This is a genomic window from Streptomyces sp. NPDC005393 (assembly GCF_040606675.1).
Lineage (GTDB): Bacteria > Actinomycetota > Actinomycetes > Streptomycetales > Streptomycetaceae > Streptomyces.
On record NZ_JBEXFG010000025.1, the window covers coordinates 57,006 to 82,879 of the forward strand.

At 72.0% G+C, this 25,874-nt stretch carries 21 protein-coding genes and 1 pseudogene; 14 read left to right on the forward strand and 8 right to left on the reverse strand.

Annotated elements, in window-relative coordinates:
• Positions 1-317: 317 nt before the first annotated feature.
• Positions 318-1,136 carry an SAM-dependent methyltransferase gene (locus ABZS71_RS21290; RefSeq protein WP_355858117.1) on the reverse strand — a complete coding sequence of 273 codons (819 nt, stop codon included), beginning with the start codon at positions 1,134-1,136 and terminating at the stop codon, positions 318-320.
• A gap of 172 nt (positions 1,137-1,308) precedes the next feature.
• Between ABZS71_RS21290 and ABZS71_RS21295 the strand changes: the two genes are divergently transcribed.
• On the forward strand, positions 1,309-2,070 hold the full coding sequence (locus tag ABZS71_RS21295; RefSeq protein WP_356212303.1) for a calcium-binding protein: 762 nt from the start codon (positions 1,309-1,311) through the stop codon (positions 2,068-2,070).
• Positions 2,071-2,138: 68 nt separating this feature from the next.
• Here the strand turns inward: ABZS71_RS21295 and ABZS71_RS21300 are convergent, their stop codons facing one another.
• Complete coding sequence (locus tag ABZS71_RS21300; RefSeq protein ID WP_356212305.1) at positions 2,139-2,279, reverse strand: hypothetical protein; 141 nt, start codon at positions 2,277-2,279, stop codon at positions 2,139-2,141.
• Positions 2,280-2,402: 123 nt separating this feature from the next.
• Positions 2,403-2,651: a DUF2530 domain-containing protein gene (locus tag ABZS71_RS21305; RefSeq protein ID WP_355858123.1), complete on the reverse strand. Its 249-nt coding sequence runs from the start codon at positions 2,649-2,651 to the stop codon at positions 2,403-2,405.
• Positions 2,652-2,801: 150 nt separating this feature from the next.
• On the opposite strand from ABZS71_RS21305, the gene ABZS71_RS21310 reads away from it, so the two are divergent.
• Complete coding sequence (locus ABZS71_RS21310) at positions 2,802-4,268, forward strand: NCS2 family permease (protein WP_355858126.1); 1,467 nt, start codon at positions 2,802-2,804, stop codon at positions 4,266-4,268.
• A gap of 95 nt (positions 4,269-4,363) precedes the next feature.
• On the opposite strand, the pseudogene ABZS71_RS21315 reads toward ABZS71_RS21310, so the two are convergent.
• Positions 4,364-4,537, reverse strand: a pseudogene (locus tag ABZS71_RS21315) (ribbon-helix-helix protein, CopG family); the annotation flags it as partial.
• Positions 4,538-4,666: 129 nt separating this feature from the next.
• Here ABZS71_RS21315 and ABZS71_RS21320 point away from each other — a divergent pair.
• The 3 genes from ABZS71_RS21320 to thpR all read left to right on the forward strand — a co-directional run bounded on the left by ABZS71_RS21320 (position 4,667) and on the right by thpR (position 7,287).
• Complete coding sequence (locus ABZS71_RS21320) at positions 4,667-5,128, forward strand: MarR family transcriptional regulator (RefSeq protein ID WP_355858129.1); 462 nt, start codon at positions 4,667-4,669, stop codon at positions 5,126-5,128.
• Between the two features lie 207 nt (positions 5,129-5,335).
• Positions 5,336-6,667, forward strand: a complete 1,332-nt coding sequence (locus ABZS71_RS21325) for an MFS transporter (RefSeq protein ID WP_356212383.1) — start codon at positions 5,336-5,338, stop codon at positions 6,665-6,667.
• 56 nt (positions 6,668-6,723) lie between these two features.
• Positions 6,724-7,287 carry an RNA 2',3'-cyclic phosphodiesterase gene (gene thpR, locus ABZS71_RS21330; RefSeq protein WP_356212308.1) on the forward strand — a complete coding sequence of 188 codons (564 nt, stop codon included), beginning with the start codon at positions 6,724-6,726 and terminating at the stop codon, positions 7,285-7,287.
• 139 nt (positions 7,288-7,426) lie between these two features.
• Here thpR and ABZS71_RS21335 read toward each other — a convergent pair whose 3' ends face one another.
• The gene (locus ABZS71_RS21335) at positions 7,427-8,422 is read right to left on the reverse strand and encodes an aldo/keto reductase (protein WP_356212311.1); all 996 of its coding nucleotides are present in this window, start codon (positions 8,420-8,422) and stop codon (positions 7,427-7,429) included.
• 178 nt (positions 8,423-8,600) lie between these two features.
• Positions 8,601-9,026, reverse strand: a complete 426-nt coding sequence (locus tag ABZS71_RS21340) for a hypothetical protein (protein ID WP_355857267.1) — start codon at positions 9,024-9,026, stop codon at positions 8,601-8,603.
• 560 nt (positions 9,027-9,586) lie between these two features.
• Between ABZS71_RS21340 and ABZS71_RS21345 the strand changes: the two genes are divergently transcribed.
• Positions 9,587-10,588, forward strand: coding sequence for a hypothetical protein (locus tag ABZS71_RS21345; RefSeq protein WP_356212313.1), 1,002 nt, complete (start codon positions 9,587-9,589; stop codon positions 10,586-10,588).
• A 78-nt stretch (positions 10,589-10,666) separates the two neighbouring features.
• On the opposite strand, the gene serC is transcribed toward ABZS71_RS21345, so the two are convergent.
• Positions 10,667-11,785, reverse strand: a complete 1,119-nt coding sequence (gene serC / locus ABZS71_RS21350) for a phosphoserine transaminase (protein WP_356212315.1) — start codon at positions 11,783-11,785, stop codon at positions 10,667-10,669.
• Between the two features lie 10 nt (positions 11,786-11,795).
• On the reverse strand, positions 11,796-12,233 hold the full coding sequence (locus ABZS71_RS21355; RefSeq protein ID WP_356212317.1) for a hypothetical protein: 438 nt from the start codon (positions 12,231-12,233) through the stop codon (positions 11,796-11,798).
• Here ABZS71_RS21355 and ABZS71_RS21360 point away from each other — a divergent pair.
• From ABZS71_RS21360 to ABZS71_RS21395, 8 genes are all read left to right on the forward strand, one after another.
• Positions 12,232-15,054: an FAD-binding and (Fe-S)-binding domain-containing protein gene (locus ABZS71_RS21360; RefSeq protein ID WP_356212319.1), complete on the forward strand. Its 2,823-nt coding sequence runs from the start codon at positions 12,232-12,234 to the stop codon at positions 15,052-15,054. The genes ABZS71_RS21355 and ABZS71_RS21360 overlap by 2 nt on opposite strands.
• Positions 15,055-15,709: 655 nt before the next feature.
• Entirely contained in the window at positions 15,710-16,504 is a 795-nt protein-coding gene (locus ABZS71_RS21365; RefSeq protein WP_356212321.1) for a TIGR03084 family metal-binding protein, read from the forward strand.
• 2 nt (positions 16,505-16,506) lie between these two features.
• Positions 16,507-18,357: an acyclic terpene utilization AtuA family protein gene (locus ABZS71_RS21370; protein WP_356212322.1), complete on the forward strand. Its 1,851-nt coding sequence runs from the start codon at positions 16,507-16,509 to the stop codon at positions 18,355-18,357.
• Entirely contained in the window at positions 18,354-19,952 is a 1,599-nt protein-coding gene (locus tag ABZS71_RS21375; RefSeq protein ID WP_356212324.1) for a carboxyl transferase domain-containing protein, read from the forward strand. Before ABZS71_RS21370 ends, ABZS71_RS21375 begins: the two co-directional genes overlap by 4 nt.
• Before the next feature lie 7 nt (positions 19,953-19,959).
• Positions 19,960-21,879 carry a biotin carboxylase N-terminal domain-containing protein gene (locus tag ABZS71_RS21380; RefSeq protein WP_356212327.1) on the forward strand — a complete coding sequence of 640 codons (1,920 nt, stop codon included), beginning with the start codon at positions 19,960-19,962 and terminating at the stop codon, positions 21,877-21,879.
• A gap of 36 nt (positions 21,880-21,915) precedes the next feature.
• The gene (locus ABZS71_RS21385) at positions 21,916-23,058 is read left to right on the forward strand and encodes an acyl-CoA dehydrogenase family protein (RefSeq protein ID WP_356212330.1); all 1,143 of its coding nucleotides are present in this window, start codon (positions 21,916-21,918) and stop codon (positions 23,056-23,058) included.
• Positions 23,059-23,135: 77 nt separating this feature from the next.
• Positions 23,136-24,719, forward strand: coding sequence for a 4-coumarate--CoA ligase family protein (locus ABZS71_RS21390; RefSeq protein ID WP_356212332.1), 1,584 nt, complete (start codon positions 23,136-23,138; stop codon positions 24,717-24,719).
• Positions 24,720-25,081: 362 nt separating this feature from the next.
• On the forward strand, positions 25,082-25,840 hold the full coding sequence (locus ABZS71_RS21395) for an enoyl-CoA hydratase family protein (RefSeq protein ID WP_356212335.1): 759 nt from the start codon (positions 25,082-25,084) through the stop codon (positions 25,838-25,840).
• Positions 25,841-25,874: the final 34 nt, after the last annotated feature.

Consider the following 25,874-nt stretch of genomic DNA (forward strand, 5'->3'; position numbering starts at 1 on the left):
GGCCTGTCCGCCCTGTCCGCCCTGGCCAGCCTGGCCGCCCTGGTCGGCCCGGGCGGTGCGGCGGTGCGGCGGGGCCCCGGGACGGTTACGGCTTGCGGGCTACGCCCGCGAAGATCCACAGGTTCAGCGCCACTGACCGTCCGGCATCAGCCCTGTTGTCCGCCCTGGCCGCCCTGGCCGCCCTGGCCGCCCTGGCCGCCCTGGCCGGCCTGGCCGCCCCGGGCGGTGCGGGCGGTGCGGGCGCCCTTGCCGCCCCGGCCGCCCCGGGCGGTGCGGGCGGTGCGCGCCTCGGGCGGTGCGGCGGGCCCCCGGGACGGTTACGGCTTGCGGGCCACACCCGCGAAGATCCACAGGTCCAGCGCCTCCGCCTCGGCCCTGGCCTGCTCGCTCTCCGGCTTCCAGCGGTGCGGCATCACCACGCCCGGTTCGACCAACTCCAGCCCGTCGAAGAACGGAAGGATCTCCTCGCGGGTGCGTCCCTGCACATGGATGCCGCTGCTGCGGTAGAGGTTGGTGACCGCGTCCGAGACTCCGGGGCGGGCGTCGATGCCGCCGTGCGAGAGCACGAGATAGCTGCCCGGTGCGAGGGGTTCGACCAGCCGCCGGACGATGTCATGCGGCTTCTGCTCATTGGCGATGAAGTGCATGACCGCATTGAGCGACAGCGCGATCGGCTGGGACATGTCGAGGGTCTCGTGGAGCTCCTCGGAGGCCATGATCGCCTCGGGCTCGGTGATGTCGACGTGGATATAGGCGGTGCGGCCCTCGGGGGTGGAGAGCAGCAGGGCCTGGGCGTAGGCCAGCACTATGGGGTCGTTGTCGGCGTAGACGACCCGGGCGTCCGGGGCGGCCTCCTGGGCGACCTGGTGCAGATTGGGCTCGGTCGGGATGCCGGTGCCGACGTCCAGGAACTGCCGGATGCCCGCCTCGGTCGCGAGCCAGCGGGTGGCCCGGTGCATGAATGACCGGTTGGCCCGGGTCCACGGTTTGACGTCGGGCCAGACTGCCTCGACCTGCTCGGCGGCCTGGGTGTCGACCGCGTAGTGCGTCTTCCCGCCCAGGAAGTAGTCGTACATACGGGCCGAGTGCGGCCTGCTGGTGTCGATCTCGTCGGCGCGAAAGCGGGGACCGGTCATATCCCCCACATTACTGGTGAGTTGGCGGTCATTAGCCGTCAGTTTCCCAATACGCGTCGCACTGTGAGGCGTCCGCAACATTGTGAACGGCTCGTGAAGATCGTACAGTTGTTCCAGATCCGGCTCCGTCCGCGTCCCTGCGGCGGAGCCCTCATCATGTTGTGGGGGACACATGCGCAAGCGCATGAGCTACGCCGTGCTCGCCGTCGCCACCGCCGCCCTCGGCGGTCTCGCCGCGCCCGCGGCACAGGCGGACGGCTGGGGCGACACGGTGATCACCAAGGTGGCCGTGAGCGGGGGGAACGTCGCGGTCGGCACCACGCAGGCCAAGACCTTCCAGGTCTCGGTCACCGCGTCGGACGACTCCGGCATCAAGAACGCCGAGATGTACCTCGACGGTCCGTCGTACGGCTATCTGCAGCCGACCGGCGCGGTGAAGTGCGTCGCGTCGGGTGCCGACGCCACCACCTCCACCTGCACGGGCACCTTCACCGTGGATCCGCGGGTCGACTTCATCGACAACAGCCCCGCGGGCGCGTGGTACGTCAACGCGTGGATCGACGCCAACGACGACGACTACGTCAGCGCCGACAAGGCCGGGTCCTTCGCGATGCAGCGGTATTCCCGGCTGACCGTCAACGCCTCGCCCGAGCCGGTCGCGAAGGGCAGGACCATCACGGTCACGGGCGCCCTGACCCGCGCCAACTGGGAGACCGGCCGCTACGCGGGGTACACCGTCCAGCCCGTGAAGCTGGAGTTCCGCAAGAAGGGCAGCGACACCTACACCACCGTCAAGACGGTGACGTCCGGCAGCGGCGGCGCGCTCAAGACGACCGTCACCGCCACCCAGGACGGCTACTTCCGCTGGAACTTCGCGGGCACGAGCACCACCCCGCCGGTCAAGGCGCCCGGCGACTACGTGGACGTGCGCTAGCGGCCGGCGGCCATAGGCAGGTGAGCGGGTGCGTTGCGAGGAGGGGAACGCACCCGCCACCCGGGCGGTCAGGCCGCCGGATCGTCGCCGTCCGTGGCGATCCGGCGCCGGACCACTCCCGGCACCACCCGCAGCACCACCTCCCGGGACCACCCCCGGCACCACCCCGGCACCACCCCCGGCACCACCCCAAGCACCACCCCCGCCACGGCGGCGTTCCCGACCGCTGTCCACGAGGCGCCCGCCGGTGCCCGACGCCCGATGCCCGGCGCCCGGCAGCCCCGGCTTGTCCGCGACGGCGCCGGTCCGGCATGCCTTCGACGGTGCGTGCGTCAGCTGCTTCCCGTGCGGCGGATCGCCGCCTCCCGGGCCTGTACGTACCAGATGCCGATCAGCCCGAGTCCGGCGCCGGCCAGGCAGGTTCCCAGCCACCACAGATGCCCGTGGTCCCGGAACCAGCCGTAGAAGGGGAGCTGGACGAGGAAGAGGACGAACCACACGATCGTGCCGCCGGTGATCGTGGCCACGACATTGCCCTCCAAGGGCGGCGGCGCCTCATGTCTGGGGGTCCACTTCGTCATGGGCACAGCTTACGGGGGTGGCTGGTTAGGCCGGTTTGGCGATTTGCCGCTTATAGATTCATACTGAAACGGTCCGGGTCTGAGTGGAATATCTTGTTCGAACATCCAAGAGGACCCCCCGTCACCGCTCACGCACCACTGAGGTCCTTCATGCCCCTCTCGGCCACCGCGCCGGTCGACGCCAAGCAGCAGGCCCCCATGCCGCCCAAGAACGGCCTCGACAAGTTCTTCAAGATCAGCGAACGCGGCTCCTCGGTCTCCCGGGAGATCCGCGGCGGACTGGCCACGTTCTTTGCGATGGCCTACATCGTCGTGCTGAACCCGATCATCCTCGGGGCCGGTACGGACAAGTTCGGCCATCAGCTCGACAACGGCCAGCTCGTCACCGCGACCGCACTGATGGCGGGCCTGACCACCCTGCTCATGGGGATCATCGGCAATGTCCCCATCGCCCTCGCCGCGGGCCTCGGCATCAACGCCGTCGTCTCGCTCCAGCTCGCGCCCAAGATGAGCTGGCCGGACGCGATGGGCATGGTGGCCCTCGCCGGTCTGGTCCTGATGATCCTGGTCGCCTCCGGCCTGCGGCAGCGGGTGATGGACGCGATCCCGGGCGGGCTGCGGCGCGCGATCGCGATCGGCATCGGGCTGTTCATCGCCCTGATCGGCCTGGTCGACTCCGGCTTCGTCACCCGTAACCCGGACGCCGCGCACACCACCGTGCCGCTGGGCCTCGGCGTCGCCGGACGGCTCCAGGGCTGGCCGGTGCTGGTCTTCGTGGTCGGCCTCGCGCTCACCTTCATCCTGATCGTCCGCAAGACGCGCGGCGCGATCCTCATCGGCATCGTGACCATGACCGTGGCCGCGATCGTGATCAACGCCATCGGCAACATCCCGGACGCCAGCTGGGGCCTGACCGTCCCCAATGTGCCGGACAAGATCGTGGACACCCCGGACTTCGGCCTCATCGGCCAGATCAGCCTCTTCGGCGGCTTCCATGAGGTCGGCGTGCTCACCGGCTGTCTCTTCGTCTTCACCGTGCTGCTGTCCGGCTTCTTCGACGCGATGGGCACCATCATCGGCGTCGGCGAGGAGGCCGGGCTGACCGATGAGCGCGGTCAGCTGCCGGGTATGGGCCGGATCCTGATGGTGGACGGTGTCGCGGTCGCGGGCGGCGGCTTCGGCTCGGCCTCCGCCAACACCTGCTTCGTGGAGTCCACGGCGGGCGTCGGCGAGGGGGCGCGCACCGGTCTCGCCAACATCGTCACCGGCGGTCTCTTCCTGCTCGCGCTGGTCTTCACCCCGCTGGCCAAGGTGGTCCCGTCGCAGGCCGCGACCCCCGCGCTGGTCGTCGTCGGCTTCCTGATCATGGCGGCGAACGTCAAGGAGATCGACTGGAGCGACTTCACGATCGCGATCCCGGCCTTCCTGACCATGATCTCGATGCCGTTCACCTACAGCATCACCAATGGGATCGGGCTCGGCGTGCTGTCGTTCCTGCTGCTGCGGGTCGCCACTCGGCGGACCCGGGAGATCCCGTGGCTGCTGGGCGTCGTCGGGCTGTGCTTCCTGGTCTACTTCCTGCTCAACCCGATCGAGCAGGCGCTCGGAGTCGGCTGACCCTCAGGCTCCCGGCGGGGCGCCGCGCCAGGCAGTGACTCGGTCTCCCATCCGGCCTCCTGGCCGGTGGCCTCCCGGCCGGCCATCCCGACCTGGCCGTAGAAGCGCTCCGTCTCATCGACGGACGTCTTGAAGCGCTCGTCGAAGTCCTCGCGAATGAGCGTCCGGATGACATAGTCCTGGACGCTCATTCCGCGTTTCGCGGCGTGCTGCCGGATCCGGTCCAGCAGCTCCCCGTCCATCCGCAGGCTGAGCACCTTTGATCCCATATGGTCAGCGTCGCCGTCCGGTGTGCCGTCGCGCGTCACTTTCCGGAGTCGACTCACCCGATCGGGTGACATAGAAATATGGGCGCAACCAGGGTTTCATTAGGCGAGGTAATGAGTTATCCTAAAGATATGCCGGATCTGTCCCGCCCCCAGCCATCGGCGGAGGCACCCCGCGACGACGCGGACGTCGTGAACGCTCTGCGGGGCGCCGTGATGCGCCTGTCGCGGAGGCTCAAGCACCAGCGGGTCGACGAGTCGCTCAGCCCGACCGAGATGTCGGTGCTGGGCACGCTGGCCCAGTGCGGCTCGGCGACCCCCGGTGAGCTGGCCCGTAAGGAGCATGTGCAGCCGCCGTCGATGACCCGCATCGTGGCCCTGCTGGAGGCCAAGGGACTGGTCAAGCTGGAGCCGCATCAGGAGGACCGGCGGCAGAAGGTCGTCTCGCAGACCGAGCGGGCAGAAGCCATGCTCGAAGAGAGCCGACGTAAGCGCAATGCCTGGCTGGCGGAGCTGGTCGGGGAGCTGACCGAGGACGAGCGGGACGCGCTGCGCGCCGCCGCGCCCGTGCTGGAGAAGCTCGCGCATTTGTAGCAACACCGAGCAGCCAGGAGGCGAACGCACTTGAGTACGGGACCCGGAGCAGACTCCGCACCCGCACCGAACATCCACCTAGACTCCGCACCCGCACCGAGCGCCCGCCTGGACTCCGCGCCCGCACCGAACACCCACCTAGACTCCGCACCCGCACCGAGCGCCCATCGCGATGCGGTCCCCACTGGCGGCATCCCCACTGGCGGCATCCCCACCGGTGGTGCCCCCGTCGGCGGCGCCCCCACGGCGCGTACCAAGGGCGGGACCTTCCGTTCCCTGAAGATCCGCAACTACCGGCTCTTCGCGACCGGTGCCATGATCTCCAACACCGGCACCTGGATGTCGCGGATCGCCCAGGACTGGCTGGTCCTCAGCCTCACCGGCTCCTCTACCGCGGTCGGCATCACCACCGCGCTGCAGTTCCTCCCCATGCTGCTCTTCGGTCTGTACGGCGGCGTCATCGCCGACCGGTGTCCCCGGCGCCGGCTGCTGCTGATCACCCAGGCCGCGCTCGGGCTGTGCGGGCTCGCCCTCGCCGCCCTCACCCTCAGCGGACATGTCCAGGTCTGGCATGTCTATCTGATCGCCTTCCTGCTCGGCATGGTCACCGTCGTCGACAATCCGACCCGCCAGGTCTTCGTCAACGAGATGGTCGGCCCGAAGGACCTGCGGAACGCAGTCAGCCTCAACTCCGCGAACTTCCAGTCCGCCCGGCTGGTCGGCCCGGCGGTCGCCGGTGTGCTGATCACCGCCGTCGGCAGCGGATGGGCCTTCCTCATCAACGGCCTCTCGTTCGGCGCCCCGCTCATCGGCCTGCTGATGATGCGCACCAGCGAGCTGCACAAGGTCGAGCGCGCGCCGCGCGGCAAGGGACAGCTGCGGGAGGGGCTGCGCTATGTCGCCGGGAACCCCGATCTGGTCTGGCCGATCGTGCTCGTCGGCTTCATCGGCACCTTCGGCTTCAACTTCCCGATCTGGCTGAGCGCCTTCGCGAACGATGTCTTCCACTCCGGCCCGGGCACCTACGGCCTGCTCAACACCCTGATCGCGATCGGCTCGGTGACCGGTGCCCTGCTCGCCGCCCGGCGGGTGGTCGCGCGGCGGCGGCTGCTGGTCGTGGCGGCGCTGATGTTCGGCCTGCTGGAGATGGCCGCGGCGGTGACCCCGTTCTTCTGGCTCTTCGCGGCGCTCATGGTGCCGATCGGCATCTTCAGCCTGACCTTCAACGTGACCGCGAACTCCAGCGTGCAGCTCGCGACCGATCCCGCGATGCGCGGCCGGGTGATGAGCCTGTTCATGATGGTCTTCGTCGGCGGTACGCCGATCGGCGGTCCGCTGGTGGGCTGGCTGACCGACACCTACGGGGCGCGGCTCGGCTTCGCCGCGGGCGGTCTGGTCTCGGCCGCCGCCGCGGTCGCGGTCGGTCTGGTCCTGGTCCGGGTCGGCGGGCTGCGGCTGAAGCTGGATCTGCGGCCCGGACGCCCCCACGTGGTCTTCGTCCCGCGGGTGCGGGAGGAGCAGCTGGCCGCGGCGGCGTGACCGTGGCCGCGGCGGCGTGACGGGGCAGTGCGCGCTGACGGGGTAAGACTCTCCCGATGAGACTCTTTGCCGCTGTGCTGCCCCCCGACGCGGCCATCGCCGAGCTCGCCGCCCGGGTCGAGGCGCTGCGCGCGCTGCCGGGCGCGAACGCGCTGCGCTGGACCGAGCGCGCGGGCTGGCACTTCACCCTCGCCTTCTACGGCGAGGTGGCCGAGGAGCTGCTGCCCGGGCTGCACACCCGGCTGGCCCGCGCGGCCCATCGGCATGACCCCCATGAGCTGCGGTTCGCGGGCGGCGGCCGGTTCTCCGACCGGGTGGTGTGGGTCGGGGTGGACGGTGACAGCGCGACCCTGCGCGGGCTGGCCGACTCCGCCGCGGCCGGGGCCCGCCGGGCCGGGGTCCCGATGGACCAGCACCGCCCGTACCACCCGCATCTGACCATCGCGCGCAACCGGTCCACCACCAGCCTGGCGCCGTACGTAGAGGGGCTCACCGACTTCCAGGGGCGGACGTGGACGGTGCGCGAGCTCAGCCTGGTCCGCAGCCATCCGCCGGCGCCGGGCGTCGCCGGGCGGCAGCCGCGGTACGAGGTGGTGGCGGCCTGGCCGCTGGGCCGCTGAGCCGCCCGGCTAATCTCGGGGTGTGGACCCGAAGACCAGAAACATGATCATGAGCGGCGCGCTGGTGCTGATCCTCGTCGTCGTCGCCGTGGCGGCCGCGCTCGGCGGGTGAGCCCCGCCGAGCGCGGCCGGGCAGCGTCTACCAGGCGAACGCCTCGGGGGACGGGCCCGGGCCCGGGAAGATCTCGTCCAGCGAGGTCAGCAGCTCCTCGCTCAGCGTGAGCTCGGACGCGCGTACCGCCGACGCCAGCTGCTCGGCCGTGCGCGGGCCGACGATCGGGCCGGTCACCCCGGGCCGGGTGAGCAGCCACGCCAGGGCCACCTCGCCGGGCTCCAGGCCGTGCTTGTCCAGCAGATCCTCATAGGCCTGGATCCGCTCGCGCACGGCGGTGTTCTTCAGCGCGTCGGCGCTACGCCCGGACGCGCTACGGGCTCCGCCGCCCTCGCCCTCCTTGCGGATCGCGCCGCCGAGAAGCCCGCCGTGCAGCGGCGACCAGGGGATGACGCCGAGGCCGTAGTCCTGGGCCGCCGGGATGACCTCCATCTCGGCGCGGCGCTCGGCCAGGTTGTACAGACACTGCTCGCTGACCAGCCCGTAGGAGCCACGGCGGTGGGCCGTCTCATTGGCCTTGGCGATATGCCAGCCCGCGTGGTTGGAGGAGCCGACGTAGACGATCTTGCCCTGCTGGACGAGGACGTCCATGGCCTGCCAGATCTCGTCCCATGGGGTCGAGCGGTCCACGTGGTGGAACTGGTACAGGTCGATGTAGTCGGTGCCGAGCCGCTTGAGGCTGGCGTCCACGGCCCGGCGGATGTTGAGGGCCGAGAGCTTGTCGGCGTTGGGCCAGGGCTCGCCGTCGGTGCCCATGTTCCCGTACATCTTGGTCGCCAGGACGGTCTTCTCGCGCCGCCCGCCGCCCTGTGCGAACCAGGTTCCGATGATCTCCTCGGTACGGCCCTTGTTCTCGCCCCAGCCGTACACATTGGCGGTGTCGAAGAAGTTGATGCCCGCGTCGAGCGCGGCGTCCATGATCGAGTGGCTGTCGGCCTCATCGGTCTGCGGGCCGAAGTTCATGGTGCCGAGGACCAGTCGGCTGACCTTGAGACCCGTGCGTCCGAGCTGCGTGTACTTCATGGGATCAGCCAAGCCCTTGGAGTGCGCTCTAATCAAGAGGCACGCGCGCCGGCCGGCGTCGGCCGCGGGCGCCCCGGAGCCGGAATGCACTGCGAAAACCCACAGGCCCGCGTTTTGACCCCCCGTGCGGTCAAAATGCGGGCCGGTGAATACCCCCGAATAGGGTGCGACCGCGGAATTACCGGGCGGCGCGCGCCTTCATAAAGCCGATGACGCCGAAGACCAGGGCCATCAGGGCGCCGGCCAGGGTGATGTAGATACCGGGACCCGAGGAGACGTCGACCGTCTTGAGGGCCTGTTCGATCATCTTGTCCGAGGCGCCGCTCTCGTCCTTCGCGACCTGCTTGGCCAGCCGCTCGGGGTCGGCCAGGTTCAGCACCGCGACCACCAGAGTGATCAGCGAGAAGACCCCGCCGACCGCATGGAGCACGGCCTTCCTGGTCACCATCGCGCCCACGTAGAGGCCCGCCGCGACCAGGGCGGTGATCAGCGCGATGACGCCGTCCCCGTCCCGGCCCGGGTAGCGGTCCTCGCCCATGGCGCCGGCATCCACGACCGTCCAGATGGTGACCGAGCCGACGAGGGCCACCAGGGCCCCGACCACCCCGAGGATCGCGGGCTTCTTGGAAGGCGCTGCCGGCGCCGCACCGCCCTGTGGTGCGCCAACGGAATGCGCCGGCGGTGCCGTTTGCGCATAAGAGGGTTGACTGAATTCGCTCATGGGAAGAGACCGTAAGCGGGGTCATTCTTGAAAGCAATGCCGCCGCCCGCTATGCCGTCAATGCCCGATAAATTTCTGCCCGAAATAATCCCCGGATGAGCTCAAATAATCTGCGGGTTATTTGGGTGGTCCGGCCCTCACGAATAATTGACAGACGTTATCTGCCCGTAATTCGATGATGTTATGCGGCCGGGATGGCGGCGGGGTGGCAGGCTTGGGCCCCTGCGTCGGTTGGCTGCGGTGCCCCGGGGTCCCGGGGGATGGCAGGCTTGGGCTGCGTCGGCGTGGCTGCGGTACCTCGGGGCGTCGGCGGGGTGGCAGGCTTGGGCCCCTGCGTCGGCGTGGCTGCGGTGCCTCGGGGTCCCGGGGGGATGGCAGGCTTGGGCCCTGCGTCGGCGTGGCTGCGGTGCCTCGGGGCTTCGGCGGGATGGCAGGCTTGGGCCATGCGTCCGCTTCCGTTCGTCCTCGGTGCCGCCGCGCTGCTGGCCCTGCCCGCAGCGGCTCCCGCCGCCGCCGACGACTCGTCGCCGTCCTCCTTCACGTTCGAGGACTCCCGGATCACCGAGTCCAGCGGTCTCGCCGCGAGCCGCGCCCACCCCGGCGTCTACTGGACGCACAACGACAGCTCGGACGGTCCGTATGTCTACGCCGTCGACGGCCGGACCGGGAAGACGGTCGCGCGGGTCACCCTGCGCGGCATAGGCAGCCCGCGCGATGTCGAGGCGATCTCGGTAGGGCCGGACGGCAATGTCTACGTCGGAGACATCGGCGACAACCTGGGCGGCCAGTGGCCCCATGTGTGGATCTACCGCTTTCCCGAGCCGAAGCGGCTGCAGGACACCACGGTCACCGCGACCCAGTTCACCGTCCAGTACCAGGGCGGGCCGCGCAACGCCGAGGCGCTGATGGTCCACCCGAAGACCGGCCGCGTCTATATCGCCAGCAAGAGCGACGAGAACGGCGGGCTGTACGCCGGACCGGCCACGCTGTCCCCCACCGGGGTGAACGTCTTCCGGCGGGTCTCCGACATCGACATGGAGGTCACAGACGGGGCGTTCTCCCCGGACGGCAGCAGACTGGTGCTCCGCGGCTATTTCGCGGCCGCGGAATACCGCTGGCGGGGCGGAAAGCCGCAGCGGCTGGGGGAGGAGCCGGGGCTGCCGATCCAGCGTCAGGGCGAGTCGGTCACCTTCACCCCCGATGGCGGCACCCTCATGTACGGCACGGAGGGCGCGCGCTCGAAGGTGACCGCGGTCGATCTCGGCGGGGAGCTGCTGCCGGACGCGACCGCGAAGGAGCAGGCGAAGCACGGCGGGGGCCCGGCGGCCCGCGACGACAAGCGCTCCGAGCACGGGCAGAACGGCAATCTGCTCAAGGCCGCCCTGACCTTCGCCGCCGCGACCGCCCTCTTCCTCGGCCTGCGCAGGCTCTTCCGCCGCCGCTGACACATGAGCCGCTGACACACGCGTGGGGCCCGCGGCCGATCGGCCGCGGGCCCCTCGCGTCGTTACGGGCGGGAGCCGTCAGAGCTGCTCGATGACGTAGTCCACGCAGGCGGTCAGCGCCTGGACGTCGGCCGGGTCGACGGCCGGGAACATCGCCACGCGCAGCTGGTTGCGGCCCAGCTTGCGGTACGGCTCGGTGTCCACGATGCCGTTGGCGCGCAGCGCCTTGGCGACGGCGGCGGCGTCGATCTCCTCGTTGAAGTCGATCGTGCCGACGACCTGCGACCGCTTGGCCGGGTCGGTCACGAACGGGGTGGCGAACTTGGATTCCTCGGCCCAGCCGTACAGCGTGCGCGAGGATTCCGCGGTGCGCCGCACGGCCCAGTCCAGACCGCCCTGGCCGTTGATCCACTCCAGCTGGTCGTTCAGCAGGAACAGCGTCGCGAGCGCCGGGGTGTTGTACGTCTGGTTCTTCAGCGAGTTGTCGATCGCGGTCGGCAGCGAGAAGAACTCCGGCACATGGCGGCCGGACGCGTGGATCCGGGCGGCGCGCTCCAGCGCGGCGGGCGAGAAGACACCGATCCACAGACCGCCGTCCGCCGCGAAGGACTTCTGCGGCGCGAAGTAGTAGACGTCCGTCTCGGCGATGTCGACGGGCAGACCGCCCGCGCCGGAGGTCGCGTCGACGAGCACCAGCGACCCCTCGTCGGCGCCGGCCACCCGCTGGATCGGCATGGCGACACCGGTCGAGGTCTCGTTGTGCGTGAAGGCGTAGACGTCCACGCCGCTCTCGGCCGCCGGCTCCGGATGCGTACCGGGGTCGGAGGAGATCACGGTGGGCTCCTCCAGCCACGGCGCGAGCTTCGCCGCCTTCGCGAACTTCGACGAGAACTCGCCGAAGGACAGATGCTGCGACTTGGAGTCGATCAGGCCGTGCGTCGCCACGTCCCAGAAGGCGGTGGAGCCGCCGTTGCCGAGGATGACCTCGTAGCCCTCGGGGAGCTGGAAGAGCTCGCGCACGCCGTCGCGGACCTTGCCGACCAGGTTCTTCACCGGGGCCTGGCGGTGGGACGTGCCCAGCAGGGAGCTTCCGGTGGCGGCCAGGGCACTGAGCGCCTCGGTGCGCACCTTGGAGGGGCCCGAGCCGAAGCGACCGTCGGCGGGCTTGATGTCATCGGGAATCCGGATCTCAGCCACGAACCGAAGCCTAATCCGTCGGCACCCGCGGCCTGGTCGGGCGTCCAGCCGCTGAGACGGTCCGTCCGCGCACAGGGATGGTCGCGACGGCGGCCGCCGCACCGGCCGCGACGACCGCGAAGGCGATGAAGGCGCTGGTGTAGCCGGATTGGGCGGGGAATCCGGCGAGCTGCCCGGGGCCGGCGGGGCCGGCCGCGTCGAGGAGGGCGACGGCGATCTGGGCGCCCACCGCACCCCCGACGGTGCGCGCGATCGTGTTGACGCCGGTCGCCACACCGGTCTGGTTGACGCCGGTCGCCACACCGGTCTGGTGAGCGGGCGGCGGGCGGACGACACGCCGCGGCTCGCCGCGCTGACCCCCCGACTGCGCCCCGTCACCCACGATCAGGTCCTTGAAACGGAATTGGACATTCTCATCGGCGCCCTCGCCATGGACCATGGAGGGCATGGCTGATCATGAGGCAGGCGAACTGGAACAGGCGCTGCGGCGAGCCGTCCGCGGGGACGTCTCCTTCGATACGACGAGCCGGGGACTGATGACCATGGACGCGTCGAACTACCGGCGGGTCCCCGCCGGAGTCGTCGCCCCCCACGACACGGACGATGTGGCGGCGGCGCTCGCCGTCTGCCGGGAGCGCGGGGTGCCGGTGGTGGCGCGCGGCGCCGGCACCTCGATCGCCGGACAGGCGACCGGGCTCGGGGTCGTCCTCGACTTCACCCGCCATATGCGGCGCATCCTCTCGCTGGACCCGGAGCGCCGGACCGCCGTCGTCCAGCCCGGTGTGATCCTCGACGACCTCCGTACGGCGGCGGGCGCCCATGGGCTGACCTTCGGCCCCGACCCCTCCACCCACAGCCGCTGCACCCTCGGCGGCATGATCGGCAACAACTCCTGCGGCTCCCACTCCGTGGCCTGGGGGACCACCGCCGACAACATCCATGAGCTGGACGTCCTCACCTACGGCGGCGAGCGGATCCGCGCGGCCCAGGGGCTCGACGGCCTCCCCGCCCGGCTGCGCGACGGCATACGGTCCCTGGCGGGCGACCATCTGGCGCTGCTGCGCACCGGCTTCCCCGAACTGCCCCGCCGGATCTCCGGCTACGCCCTCGACGAGCTGCTGCCCGAGAAGAACGCCGACATCGCCCGCGCCCTCACCGGCAGCGAGGGCACCCTCGGCGTGCTGACCGAGGCGACCGTACGGCTCGTGGAGGCACCCCGCGCCCGCGCCCTCGCCGTCCTCGGCTACCCCGACGAGAGCGCGGCGGCCGAGGCCGCCCACACTCTGCTGCCCTACGGTCCGCTGACCGTCGAGGGCATGGCCGCCGATCTGGTCGCCGGCGCGTCCGGACTGCCCAAGGGCGGGGCCTGGCTGTTCGTCGAGGTGGGCGGCGCCACCCGCGAGGAGGCGTACGCCCGCGCCGAGGAGATCGCCCGCGCCGCCGCCGAGGCCACCACCGACCACACCGTGGTCGCCGACCCGGCCGGGCAGCGCGCCCTGTGGCGGGTCCGCGAGGACGCCTCCGGCACCGCCACCCGCATGCGCGACGGCAGCGAGGCATGGCCCGGCTGGGAGGACTGCGCGGTGCCGCCCCCTCGGCTCGGCGCCTATCTGCGTGACTTCCGCGCCCTGATGGGCCGGCACGGGCTGCGCGGCACGCCCTACGGGCACTTCGGCGACGGCTGCATCCACGTCCGTATCGACTTCGATCTGATGACCGAGCCCGGCGTGCGCGTCTTCCGCGACTTCTCCACCGACCTCGCCGACCTCGTCGTCACCCATGGCGGTTCGCTCTCCGGCGAGCACGGCGACGGGCTGGCCCGCGCCGAGCTGCTGCCGCGCATGTACGGGGACGCGATGGTCGGCCTCTTCTCCCGCTTCAAGGACCTCTGGGACCCGGCGGGCGGCCTCAACCCCGGCGTCCTCGCCCGCCCCCGCCGGCTCGACCAGGACCTGCGCTTCGACGTACTGCCCCGGCGGCCGGTCGACGTCGAGTTCGGCTATCCGCACGACAACGGGGACTTCTCGGCCGCCGTGCGGCGCTGCGTCGGCGTCGCCAAGTGCCGAAACGAGTCGGTCTCCGGCGCGAGCGTGATGTGCCCCTCCTACCGCGTGACGGGGGAGGAGCGGCACTCCACCCGCGGCCGCGCCCGGCTGCTGCACGAGATGCTCGCGGGCGAGGTCGTCCGCGACGGCTGGCGCTCCCCCGAGGTCCACGACGCACTCGACCTCTGCCTGTCCTGCAAGGGCTGCCGCAGCGACTGCCCGGTCGGGGTCGACATGGCCACGTACAAGGCGGAGTTCCTCCACCACCACTACGAGGGGCGGGTACGGCCCGCCGCCCACTACTCCATGGGCTGGCTGCCGGTGTGGCTGCGCGCGGTCTCCGCGCTGCGGATGGCTCGCCCCGCCAACGCCGCCACTGCCGTACGGCCCTTGGCCGCCCTCGCCAAGCGGGCGGGTGGTATCGCTCCCGAACGCGACATCCCCGAGCTGGCCCGCGAGCCGTTCACCCGCTGGTGGCGGGGGCACGCGCGCTCTGCGGCCCGCGGGCCGAACACCGCCCGCACGGTGGTCCTCTGGCCCGACACCTTCACCAACCACCTCTCCCCCTCGGTCGGCCGGTCGGCCGTCGCGGTGCTGGAGGCCGCCGGGCTGCGCGTCGTCGTCCCGCCCAAGCCCGTGTGCTGTGGGCTGACCTGGGTCTCCACCGGACAGCTCGACCGCGCCCGCGCGGTCATGCGGCGCACGCTGGACGTCATGGCCCCCGCCCTGGACGCCGGCCTCCCCGTGGTCGGCCTCGAACCCAGCTGCACCGCCGCCCTCCGCACGGACCTCCCCGAACTCCTCGGCCCCGACCCACGCGCCGCGCGCCTCGCCGACTCCGTCACCACCTTCGCCCAGGCCCTCGAGGACCACGCCCCCGACTGGCAACCCCCCAGGATCGACCGCCCGGTCGTCGGCCAGACCCACTGCCACCAGCACGCCGTCCTCGGCGACGCCGCCGAGCGCCGCCTACGCGAACGCACGGGCCTCACCGGCGAACTGAGCGGCGGCTGCTGCGGCCTCGCGGGCAACTTCGGCTTCGAAGCCGGCCACTACGACGTCTCGGTGGCCTGCGCGGAGGAACAACTCCTGCCGTCCGTCCGGGTGGCGGATGACACGGCCGAGATCATCGCGGACGGCTTCTCCTGCCGCACACAACTGGACCAACTGGCGGGCCGCCCGGCCCGCCACCTGGCCGAGACCCTGGCGGACCACCTGCCGTAGGGGGTGCCCGGTGGGGACGCGGGGGTGGCTCGGCTCCGTCCGTCGGGTGCGGCTTTCGTCTCGCCTGAGGTGCTTTGGAGCATGGGTCGGGGGGTGCGGGCCCGGGGCGCGCCGCCGTCGGCCGGGTGTGCTGGTGGCGGGCGGTGCTGGGGTGTTGGGCGTGCGCTGCCGTCTCGCCTGCGGCGCGGTGAGGGACCCCGGGTTGCCGGGCGCCGGGCCGGTGGAGTACCCCTGCGAAGACGCTTGACGAGATGCTTGCGCTACATCAAGCGTTTTTAAGGGGGGTACCCGGCCCGGCGGCGGCGAGCCCCACGGGCCCGGCGCCCGGGGACGGCGCGGGCCCGGCTCCCGCCCCGCCCGCTGCTCCAAGCACCTCACGCGAGACGACCCCGCACCCAGCCGACCCGAGTACCCCCGCAGACCCCCACGGGAGCCCGCCGGGCCCGGCGCCCGGGGATGGCGCGGGCCCGGCTCCCGCCCCGCCCGCTGCTCCAAGCACCTCACGCGAGACGACCCCGCACCCAGCCAAGCCAAGCAACCCCGCACGGCCCCCGGCGTGCCCCGCCCCCGAGGCGGCTGAATCATGCAAGCACGCTTGATTGTTTCTCGCCGCGCTGCCACGCTCGCACCACAGACCCGACGACGGGAGCGACGCGTGTCCGATACGGAAGCCCTGCTCGACGATCTGCGCGCGGAGGGCGACGAGTTGGACGGCCTGGTGGCCGGGCTCACGACGGGGGAGTGGGGCATCGCGACGCCCGCGCCCGGGTGGACCATCGCGCATCAGATCGCCCATCTGGCCTGGACGGACGCACGGGCCGCGCAGGCGGCCGAAGACCCCGAGGGGTTCGCCGCGGAGGTGCGCAAGGCGCGGGCCGCGCCTGAGGCGTTCGTGGACGAGGGGGCCGAACACGGGGCTGCCGACCCGCCCGACGTGCTGTTGGGCCGCTGGCGCGCGGGCCGGGAGCGGCTCCGGCGCACACTCGCCGTGCAGCCGCCCGGCGCCCGACTGCTCTGGTACGGGCCGCCGATGAGCGTGATGTCGATGGCGACGGGGCGGCTGATGGAGACGTGGGCGCACGGCCAGGACGTGGCCGACGCGCTGGGCGTACGCCGCACCCCGACCGCCCGGCTCCGGCACGTGGCCCGGATCGGCGTACGGGCACGCGGCTACGCGTACGCGGTGCGCGGGCTGGAGCCGCCGACCGAGGAGTTCCGGGTCGAACTCACGGCGCCGGACGGCGACATCTGGACGTACGGCCCCGAGGGCGCGGCCCAGCGCGTGACCGGGCCCGCGCTCGACTTCTGTCTGCTGGTGACGCAGCGGGCGCACCGCGACGACCTGGCTGTACGGGCCGAAGGCCCGGAGGCGGACCGCTGGCTGGACATCGCGCAGGCCTTCGCGGGTCCGCCCGGCAAGGGCCGCCCGCCCGCCGGGGGTGCCGCATGACCATGCAGCGACCTCACCCGACGCCGGCGAACACCACCCCGCCCCACACCACCCCGCCCCACACCGCCACGACACCGCACACCGCGCCGTCACCGCACACCGCGCCGTCACCCCACACCACACCCCACACCGCGCCGTCACCCCACACCGCACCCCGCCCCCTCCGCATCGGCAACGCCTCCGGCTTCTACGGCGACCGCTTCGACGCCCCGCACGAGATGCTCACCGGCGGCCCCCTGGACGTACTGACCGGCGACTACCTCGCCGAGCTCACCATGCTCATCCTCGGCCGGGATCGCGCCAAGGACCCCACCCGTGGCTACGCGACCACCTTTCTGCGGCAGCTGGAGAACACCCTGGGGCTGGCCGTCGAGCGTGGCGTACGGCTGGTGACCAACGCGGGCGGGCTCAACCCGGCCGGACTGGCGGACGGGATCCGCGCGTTGGCGGACAAGCTGGGTATCGACGTCCGCGTCGCGCACGTCGAGGGCGACGACCTCCTCACGACGCGCGACACGACGCGCGACTGGGGACCGGACATAGTCACCGCCAACGCCTACCTCGGCGGCGCCGGCATCGCGCAGTGCCTGCGCGCCGGCGCGGACGTGGTGGTGACGGGCCGGGTGACGGACGCCGCACTCGTGACCGGCCCCGCCGCCGCGCACTTCGGATGGGCCGCCGACGACTGGGACGCGCTCGCGGGAGCCGTCGTCGCCGGGCACATCCTGGAGTGCGGCAGCCAGGCGACGGGCGGCAACTACGCGTTCTTCACGGAGCACGACATCCGCCGCCCCGGCTTCCCGCTGGCCGAGATCGAGGCCGACGGCTCGTGCGTGATCACCAAGCACCCCCACACGGGCGGCGCCGTGACGGTCGGGACCGTCACCGCCCAACTCCTCTACGAGACGGCGGGCGCCCGCTACCCGGGCCCGGATGTGACCGCACGTCTGGACTCGGCGCGGCTCACACCGGACGGCCGGGACCGGGTGCGGATCACCGACGTACGGGGCGAGCCGCCGCCGCCGACGCTCAAGACGGGGCTGACCCGGCTCGGGGGCTACCGCAACGAGGTCGTGTTCGTGCTCACGGGGCTCGACATCGAGGCCAAGGCGGCCCTCGTACGGGAGCAGATGGAGGGGGCGTTCGCGGGGCGCCGCCGCCCTGCCGAGGTGCGCTGGACCCTGTCCCGTACCGACCATAGGGACGCGCCGGCGCAGGAGGAGGCAAGCGCTCTGCTGCGGCTCGTCGTACGCGACCGGGACCCCGACACGGTGGGGCGGGCGATCAGCGGCGCGGCGGTCGAACTGGCCCTCGCGAGCTACCCGGGCTTCCATGTGACGGCCCCGCCCGGGAAGGGCTCGCCGTATGGCGTCTTCGAGGCGGTGGACACACCGGCGGACGCCGTGCCGCACACCGCCGTACTGCCGGACGGCTCGCGGGTGGCCATCCCCCCGGCCCCCGACACCCAGCCTCTCGCGACCGTGGCCGAACCGCCGCTGCCGCCACCGCTTCCGCCGGGGCCGACCCGCCGCGCGCCGCTCGGCGCGATCGCGGGGGCGCGCAGCGGCGACAAGGGCGGCAGCGCCAACATCGGCGTCTGGGCCCGCACCGACGACGCCTGGCGCTGGCTGGCCCACACCCTCGGCCCCGACCGGCTGCACGCACTGCTGCCGGAGACGGCCGGGCTCGCCGTCACCCGCCATCTACTGCCGAATCTGGGCGCCCTGAACTTCGTCGTGGACGGGCTGCTCGGCGAGGGGGTCGCCGCACAGGCCCGTTTCGATCCGCAGGCCAAGGCCGTCGGCGAATGGCTGCGCTCGCGCCATCTGGACATACCGGAGGTACTGCTGTGACCGTGCTCGGGTCGGCGCTCGACCCCGCAGGCGCCGACTACACGGCCCGTCGTGCGGCGATGCTCGCCAAGCTCTCCGAGGTGGAGGCCGAGCACGCCAAGGCGCTCGGCGGGGGTGGGGAGAAATACGTTCAGCGCCACCGCAAACGCGGCAAGCTCCTTGTCCGCGAGCGGATCGAGCTGCTCCTGGACCCCGACACACCCTTTCTGGAGCTGTCCCCGCTCGCCGGCTGGGGCAGCGACTACCCGGTCGGCGCCTCGCTCGTCACCGGCATCGGCGTGATCTCCGGTGTGGAGTGCGTGATCAGCGCCAACGACCCCACCGTACGGGGCGGGGCCAGCAACCCCTGGACCCTCGGGAAGTCGCTGCGGGCCCATGAGATCGCCCATGTCAACCGCCTTCCCGTCGTCAGCCTCGTCGAGTCGGGCGGCGCCGATCTTCCCTCCCAGAAGGAGATCTTCATTCCCGGGGGCGCCCTCTTCCGCGACCTCACCCGCCTCTCCGCGGCCGGGATCCCCACGGTCGCCGTCGTGTTCGGCAACTCCACGGCCGGGGGCGCGTACATCCCGGGGATGTCCGACCACGTGATCATGGTCAAGGAGCGTTCCAAGGTCTTTCTCGGCGGTCCGCCGCTGGTCAAGATGGCCACCGGCGAGGAGAGCGACGACGAATCCCTCGGCGGTGCCGAGATGCACGCCCGTACCTCGGGACTCGCCGACTACTTCGCCACCGATGAGCCCGACGCCCTGCACCAGGCCCGCCGCGTCGTCGCCCGGCTCAACTGGCGCAAGGCGCACCCCGACCCGGGCCCGGCCGAGCCCCCGAAATACAGCGCCGATGAGCTTCTCGGCATCGTCCCCGGAGACCTCAAAGTCCCCTTCGATCCGCGCGAGGTCATCGCCCGGGTCGTGGACGGCTCCGACTTCGACGAGTTCAAGCCGCTGTACGGCCCGAGCCTGGCCACCGGGTGGGCCGCCCTGCACGGCTATCCGGTCGGGATCCTCGCCAACGCCCAAGGGGTGCTGTTCAGCGCGGAGTCGCAGAAGGCCGCGCAGTTCATCCAGCTCGCCAACCAGCGCGACATCCCGCTCCTGTTCCTGCACAACACCACCGGCTATATGGTCGGCCGCGCGTACGAGCAGGGCGGGATCATCAAACACGGCGCCATGATGATCAACGCCGTCTCCAACTCCCGCGTCCCGCATCTGTCCGTCCTCATCGGGGCCTCCTACGGCGCCGGCCACTACGGGATGTGCGGCCGCGCGTACGACCCCCGCTTCCTCTTCGCCTGGCCCAGCGCCAAATCGGCCGTGATGGGCCCGCAGCAGCTGGCCGGAGTGCTGTCGATCGTCGCCCGCCAGTCGGCCGCCGCCAAGGGACAGCCGTACGACGAGGACGGCGACGCCGCGCTGCGCGCGATGGTCGAGCGGCAGATCGAGTCCGAGTCGCTGCCGCTGTTCCTCTCCGGGCGGCTGTACGACGACGGCGTCATCGACCCGCGCGACACCCGCACCGTGCTCGGCCTGTGTCTGTCCGCCCTCCACACCGCGCCGGTCGAGGGCGCGCGCGGTGGCTTCGGCGTCTTCCGGATGTGAGGAACCCATGATCCGCTCCCTCCTCGTCGCCAACCGCGCCGAAGTAGCCCGCCGTATCGTCCGCACCTGTCGTGAGCTCGGCATCGCGACCGTCGCCGTCCACTCCGACGCGGACGCCGACGCACCCCATGTCCACGAGGCCGACACCGCCGTACGGCTGCCGGGGGACGCCCCCGCCGAGACGTATCTGCGCGGCGACCTCATCGTCAAAGCCGCCCTTGCCGCCGGCGCGGACGCCGTCCACCCCGGCTACGGCTTCCTCTCCGAACACGCCGGCTTCGCGCGCGCCGTGCGGGACGCCGGGCTGGTCTGGGTCGGGCCGCCGCCCGAGGCGATGGAGGCCATGGCGTCCAAGACCCGCGCCAAGCAGCTCATGCGCGACGCGCACGTCCCCCTCCTCGAACCCGTCGACGCGGCTCACGCCACCGCCGACGATCTCCCCCTCCTCGTCAAGGCGGCGGCGGGCGGCGGCGGGCGCGGTATGCGCGTGGTCCGTGACCTCGACGCGCTCCCCGCCGAACTCACCTCCGCCCGCGCGGAGGCGGCATCCGCCTTCGGTGACGGCGAGGTCTTTCTCGAGCCCTATATGGAGGGCGCACGCCATATCGAGGTCCAGGTGCTCGCCGACACCCACGGCACCGTCTGGACCCTCGGCACCCGCGACTGCTCCCTCCAGCGCCGCCACCAGAAGGTCATCGAGGAGGCCCCGGCCCCGGGGCTGAGCGACGCACTGCGGCGCACCCTGGCCGAGTCGGCGGCGAGTGCGGCTCGTGCGATCGGCTATACGGGCGCGGGCACGGTGGAGTTCCTGGTCTCGGGCGACCGGGCGTACTTCCTGGAGATGAACACCCGCCTCCAGGTCGAGCACCCGGTGACGGAGGAGATCTACGGCCTGGACCTGGTGGCGCTGCAACTGCGCATCGCCGAGGGCGACCCCCTGGACGCCGACCCGCCTGCGCCGCGCGGCCATGCCGTCGAGGCCCGGCTGTACGCGGAGGACCCGGCGCACGGCTGGCAGCCGCAGACGGGGGTCATGCACCGGCTGGACGCCTCCGGGCTGCGGGTCGACTCCGGGGTGGTCGACGGGGACGAGATCGGCGTCCACTACGACCCCATGCTGGCCAAGGTCATCGCCTGGGCCCCGAGCCGGGCGGAGGCCCTGCGGCGGCTGGCCCACGGTCTGGAGCGGGCGCGGATCCACGGGCCGGTGACCAACCGGGAGCTGCTCGTACGGGCGCTTCGGCACTCGGAGTTCGAGGCGGGCCGCATGGACACCGGCTTCCTGGAACGCCATCTCCCCCTGCTCACGGCCCCCGCCGACGGCGCGGCCCCGCTCGCCGCCCTTGCCGCCGCCCTGGCCGACGCGGCGCGGCGGCCCGAGACCGTGGCGGGCCGGCTGGGCGGGTGGCGCAATGTGCCCTCCCAGCCGCAGCTCAAGACGTATCGGGCGGAGCCGGGCGGCACCGAGCACGAGGTCCGCTACCGGCTCACCCGCGACGGCCTCATCGCGGAGGACTTCCCGAACACACGCCTGCTGCGGGCCGATCCCCACCATGTCGTCCTGGAAGTGGACGGCATAAGGCGGAAGTTCGCGGTCTCGACCTACGGAGACCGGACCTACGTCGACTCACCGGTGGGATCGCACACCTTCACGGTCCTGCCCCGCTTTCCGGACCCCACGGCCCGCACCGAGCCCGGCTCGCTGCTGGCGCCGATGCCGGGCACGGTGGTCCGGGTCGCCGAGGTGGCCGTCGGGGACCGGGTCGAGGCCGGACAGCCGCTGCTCTGGCTGGAGGCCATGAAGATGGAGCACCGCATCACCGCACCCGCCGCCGGAGTCCTCACCGCCCTGCATGCGGCCACCGGCCGTCAGGTCGAGGTCGGGGCCCTGCTCGCCGTCGTGGCGGCGGAGGAGACCCGCACGTAACCGCGCACCGTAACCACACACCGGACGGAGCCGCACATGACCCGTACGCACACCCCCACCGACACCCCGGAAAGGGCCACGCTCCGCGCCGCCGTGGCGTCCCTCGCCAAGGGCCACGGCCGGGGCGGCACACCGACCCTCTGGGCCGAGGCAGGCAAGCTCGGCTACCTGGGGATCAACCTCCCCGAGGAGTACGGCGGCGGAGGCGGCGGCATAGCCGAGCTGTCCATCGTCCTCGAAGAGCTCGGCGCCGCCGGCTGCCCGCTGCTCATGCTCGTGGTCTCGCCCGCCATCTGCGGCACCGTCATCGCCCGCTTCGGCACCGAGGAGCAGAAGAGCCGCTGGCTGCCCGGTCTCGCCGACGGCAGCGTGACCATGGCGTTCGGGATCACCGAGCCCGACGCCGGCTCCAACTCGCACCGGATCACCACGACAGCCCGCCGGGACGGGGAGGGCGGCTGGGTGCTCACCGGCCGCAAGGTGTTCATCTCGGGGGTGGACATCGCCGACGCGACGCTGATCGTCGGCCGCACCGAGGACGCGCGCACGGGGAAGCTGAAGCCCTGCCTGTTCATCGTCCCCCGGGAATCCCCCGGCTTCTCGTACCGCCACATCCCCATGGAGCTGGCGGCGGCGGAGAAGCAGTTCGAGGTCGTCCTCGACGACGTGCGGCTGTCCGCCGACGCGCTCGTCGGCGACGAGGACGCGGGGCTGCTCCAGCTGTTCGCGGGGCTCAATCCGGAGCGGATCATGACGGCGGCGTTCGCGCTGGGGATGGGCCGCTACGCTCTCGCGAAGGCGGTGGACTACGCCCGTACCCGCCAGGTGTGGAAGGAGCCGATCGGCGCCCACCAGGCGATCGCCCACCCGCTCGCCCAGGCCCATATCGAGGTGGAGCTGGCCCGGCTGATGATGGCGAAGGCGGCGTACCTCCACGACGCGGGCGACGACGCGGGCGCGGGCGAGGCGGCCAACATGGCGAAGTACGCGGCCGGGGAGGCGGCGGTGAAGGCCGTGGACCAGGCGGTGCACACCCTGGGCGGCAACGGCCTGACCGCCGAATACGGTCTGGCGTCGCTGATCACGGCCGCGCGGGTGGCCCGGATCGCACCGGTCAGCCGCGAGATGATCCTCAACTTCGTCTCGCATCAGACGCTGGGCCTGCCCAAGTCGTACTGAACGGAGCCACGGGAGGGAGAAGCCGGACGAGATGGGCAGATTCGACGGGTAGGCAACCGGACCTGAGGGGAACGGCCATGGTGCTGCACAGCGAGTATCCCGATGTCCCGCCCGTCGATCTGCCCATCCACGAGGCCGTACTGGCCCGCGCGGCCGAGGAGTTCGGCGACCGGATCGCGCTGGTCGACGGCGTGACGGGGGCCGGCCTCAGCTACGCGGAGCTGGACCACGCCTCCCGCCGGATCGGCGCGGCGCTGGCCGAGGCGGGGGTGGGCAAGGGCCACGTAGTGGCGCTGCACAGCCCGAACTCGGTGATGTATCCGGCGGCGTTCTACGGTGTGACACGCACCGGGGCGGCGGTCACAACGGTGCATCCGCTGGCGACGGCGGAGGAGTTCGCCAAGCAGCTGCACGACGCGGCGGCGTCCTGGATCGTCACCGTCTCCGCGCTGCTGGGCGTGGCACGGCAGGCGGCGGAGCGCGCGGGCGGGGTGCGCGAGATCTTCGTATGCGACGAGGCGAGCGGCCATCGCTCACTGCGCTCCATGCTGACATGCACGGCACCCGAACCGGTGGTGGAGATCGACCCCGTGCGGGACATCGCGGTGCTGCCCTACTCGTCGGGGACGACCGGCACCCCCAAGGGCGTGATGCTCACACACCGCAGTGTGGCGACCAACCTGGTCCAGGTGGAGGCGCTGGTGCCGACCCTGCCGGGCGAGCGGGTGCTGGCCGTGCTGCCGTTCTTCCACAGTTACGGCCTCACCGCGCTGATGAACGCGCCGCTGCGCAGCGGCAGCACGGTGATCGTGCTGCCACGCTTCGAGCTCGAACAGTTCCTCATGACGATCGAGACCCACCGGGCGCAGGCGCTGTACGTGGCCCCGCCGATCGTGCTCGCGCTCGCCAAGCACCCGGCGGTCGGCCGCCGCGATCTGTCGTCGGTGCGGTACGTGCTGAGCGCGGCGGCGCCGCTGGACGCGCGGCTCGCGGAGGCGTGCGCGACGAGGCTGGGCGTCCCGCCGCTGCTGCAGGCGTTCGGGATGACGGAGCTGTCGCCGGGCTGCCATCTGGTGCCCCGCTTCGCCGAGAACGTACCGCCGGGGACCGTCGGAAAGCTGCTCCCGAGCACGCAGATGCGCATCGTCGCAACGGACACCGGCCGGGACGTCGCGACGGGGGAGGACGGCGAGATCCTCATACGCGGGCCCCAGGTGATGAAGGGCTATCTGGGCCGCCCCGAGGACACGGACGCGATGATCGACGCGGAGGGCTGGCTGCACACCGGCGACGTCGGGCATGTGGACGCGGACGGCTGGCTGTTCGTGGTGGACCGGGTGAAGGAGCTGATCAAGTACAAGGGGTATCAGGTCGCCCCGGCCGATCTGGAGGCCGTCCTGCTCACCCATGAGGCCGTCGCCGACGCCGCCGTCATCGGGGTGACGGACGGGGCGGGCAATGAGATCCCCAAGGCGTATGTGGTGCGCGGTCCCGGAGCCCGGATCTCGGAGGAGGAGCTGATCGCGTACGTTGCGGGGCAGGTGGCCCCGTACAAGAAGGTGCGCCGCGTGGAGTTCACGGAGACCGTGCCGCGCTCGGCCACCGGCAAGATCCTGCGGCGCGAACTGCGCGCCAGGGAAAGGAGTTCGACCGCCCCATGACCGACGCGCCTTCGCCGGCCGACAACCCGCCGCGGGCCGACGCGCCTACGGGGGCCGAAGCCCCTTCGCGGGCCGACGGGCCTACGCGGCCTGAAGCCCCTTCGGGGGCCGAAGCCCCTTCGCGGGCCGAAGCCCCTTCGCGGGCCGAAGCCCCTTCGCGGGCCGACGCGCCTACGCGGGCCGACGCGCCTACGCGGCCTGAAGCCTCTTCGCGGGCCGACGCGCCTACGCGGCCTGAAGCCTCTTCGCGGGCCGACGCGCTTACGCGGCCTGAAGCCCCTACGCGGCCTGAAGCCCCTACGCGGCCCGAAGCCCCTACGCGGCCCGAAGCCCCTTCGGGGGCCGACGCGCCCGAGCCGCTTGTGCGGTGTACGTCCGCACACGGCATCACCACCCTCACCCTCGACTCGCCGCACAACCGCAACGCCCTCTCGGCGCGCCTGGTCACCGAGTTGCGCGCCGCGCTGGCGGCGGCCGGGCGGGACGACGCCACCCGGGCGGTGCTGCTCACCCACACCGGCACCACCTTCTGCGCGGGCGCGGACCTCAGCGAGCCGCCTTCGGAGTCCGGCGCGCTCGCTCTGGTGGCGCTGCTGCGGTCGATCGTGGAGCTGCCCAAGCCCGTGGTGGGCCGGGTCACCGGACATGTGCGGGCCGGCGGGCTCGGGCTGCTCGGCGCGTGCGACATCTCGGCGGCGGGCCGGGGCGCGAGCTTCGCCTTCACCGAGGCGCGGCTCGGCCTGGCCCCGGCCGTCATATCGATACCGCTGCTGCCCCGGCTGGACCCCCGCGCGGCGGCCCGCTACTACCTCACCGGGGAGCGGTTCGACGCCGCCGAGGCGGCCCGGATCGGCCTGGTGACCCTGGTGGACCCGGAGGGAGACGTGGACGGGGTGCTCGCCCCCGTCCTCGACGGGCTGCGGCGCGGCTCCCCGCAGGGTCTCGCGGAGTCCAAGCGGCTGGCGACGGCCGAGGTGCTGCGCGCCTTCGACCGGGACGGCGAGCCGCTGGCCGCGCTCTCGGCGCGGCTCTTCGCCTCGGCGGAGGCGCGGGAGGGCATGACGGCGTTCCTGGAGCGGCGGGAGCCGGCGTGGGTGCCGGACGCGGGGACGCGCGCGTGAGCCCCCGTACGGCGCTGCCCGACTCCAAGCAGGA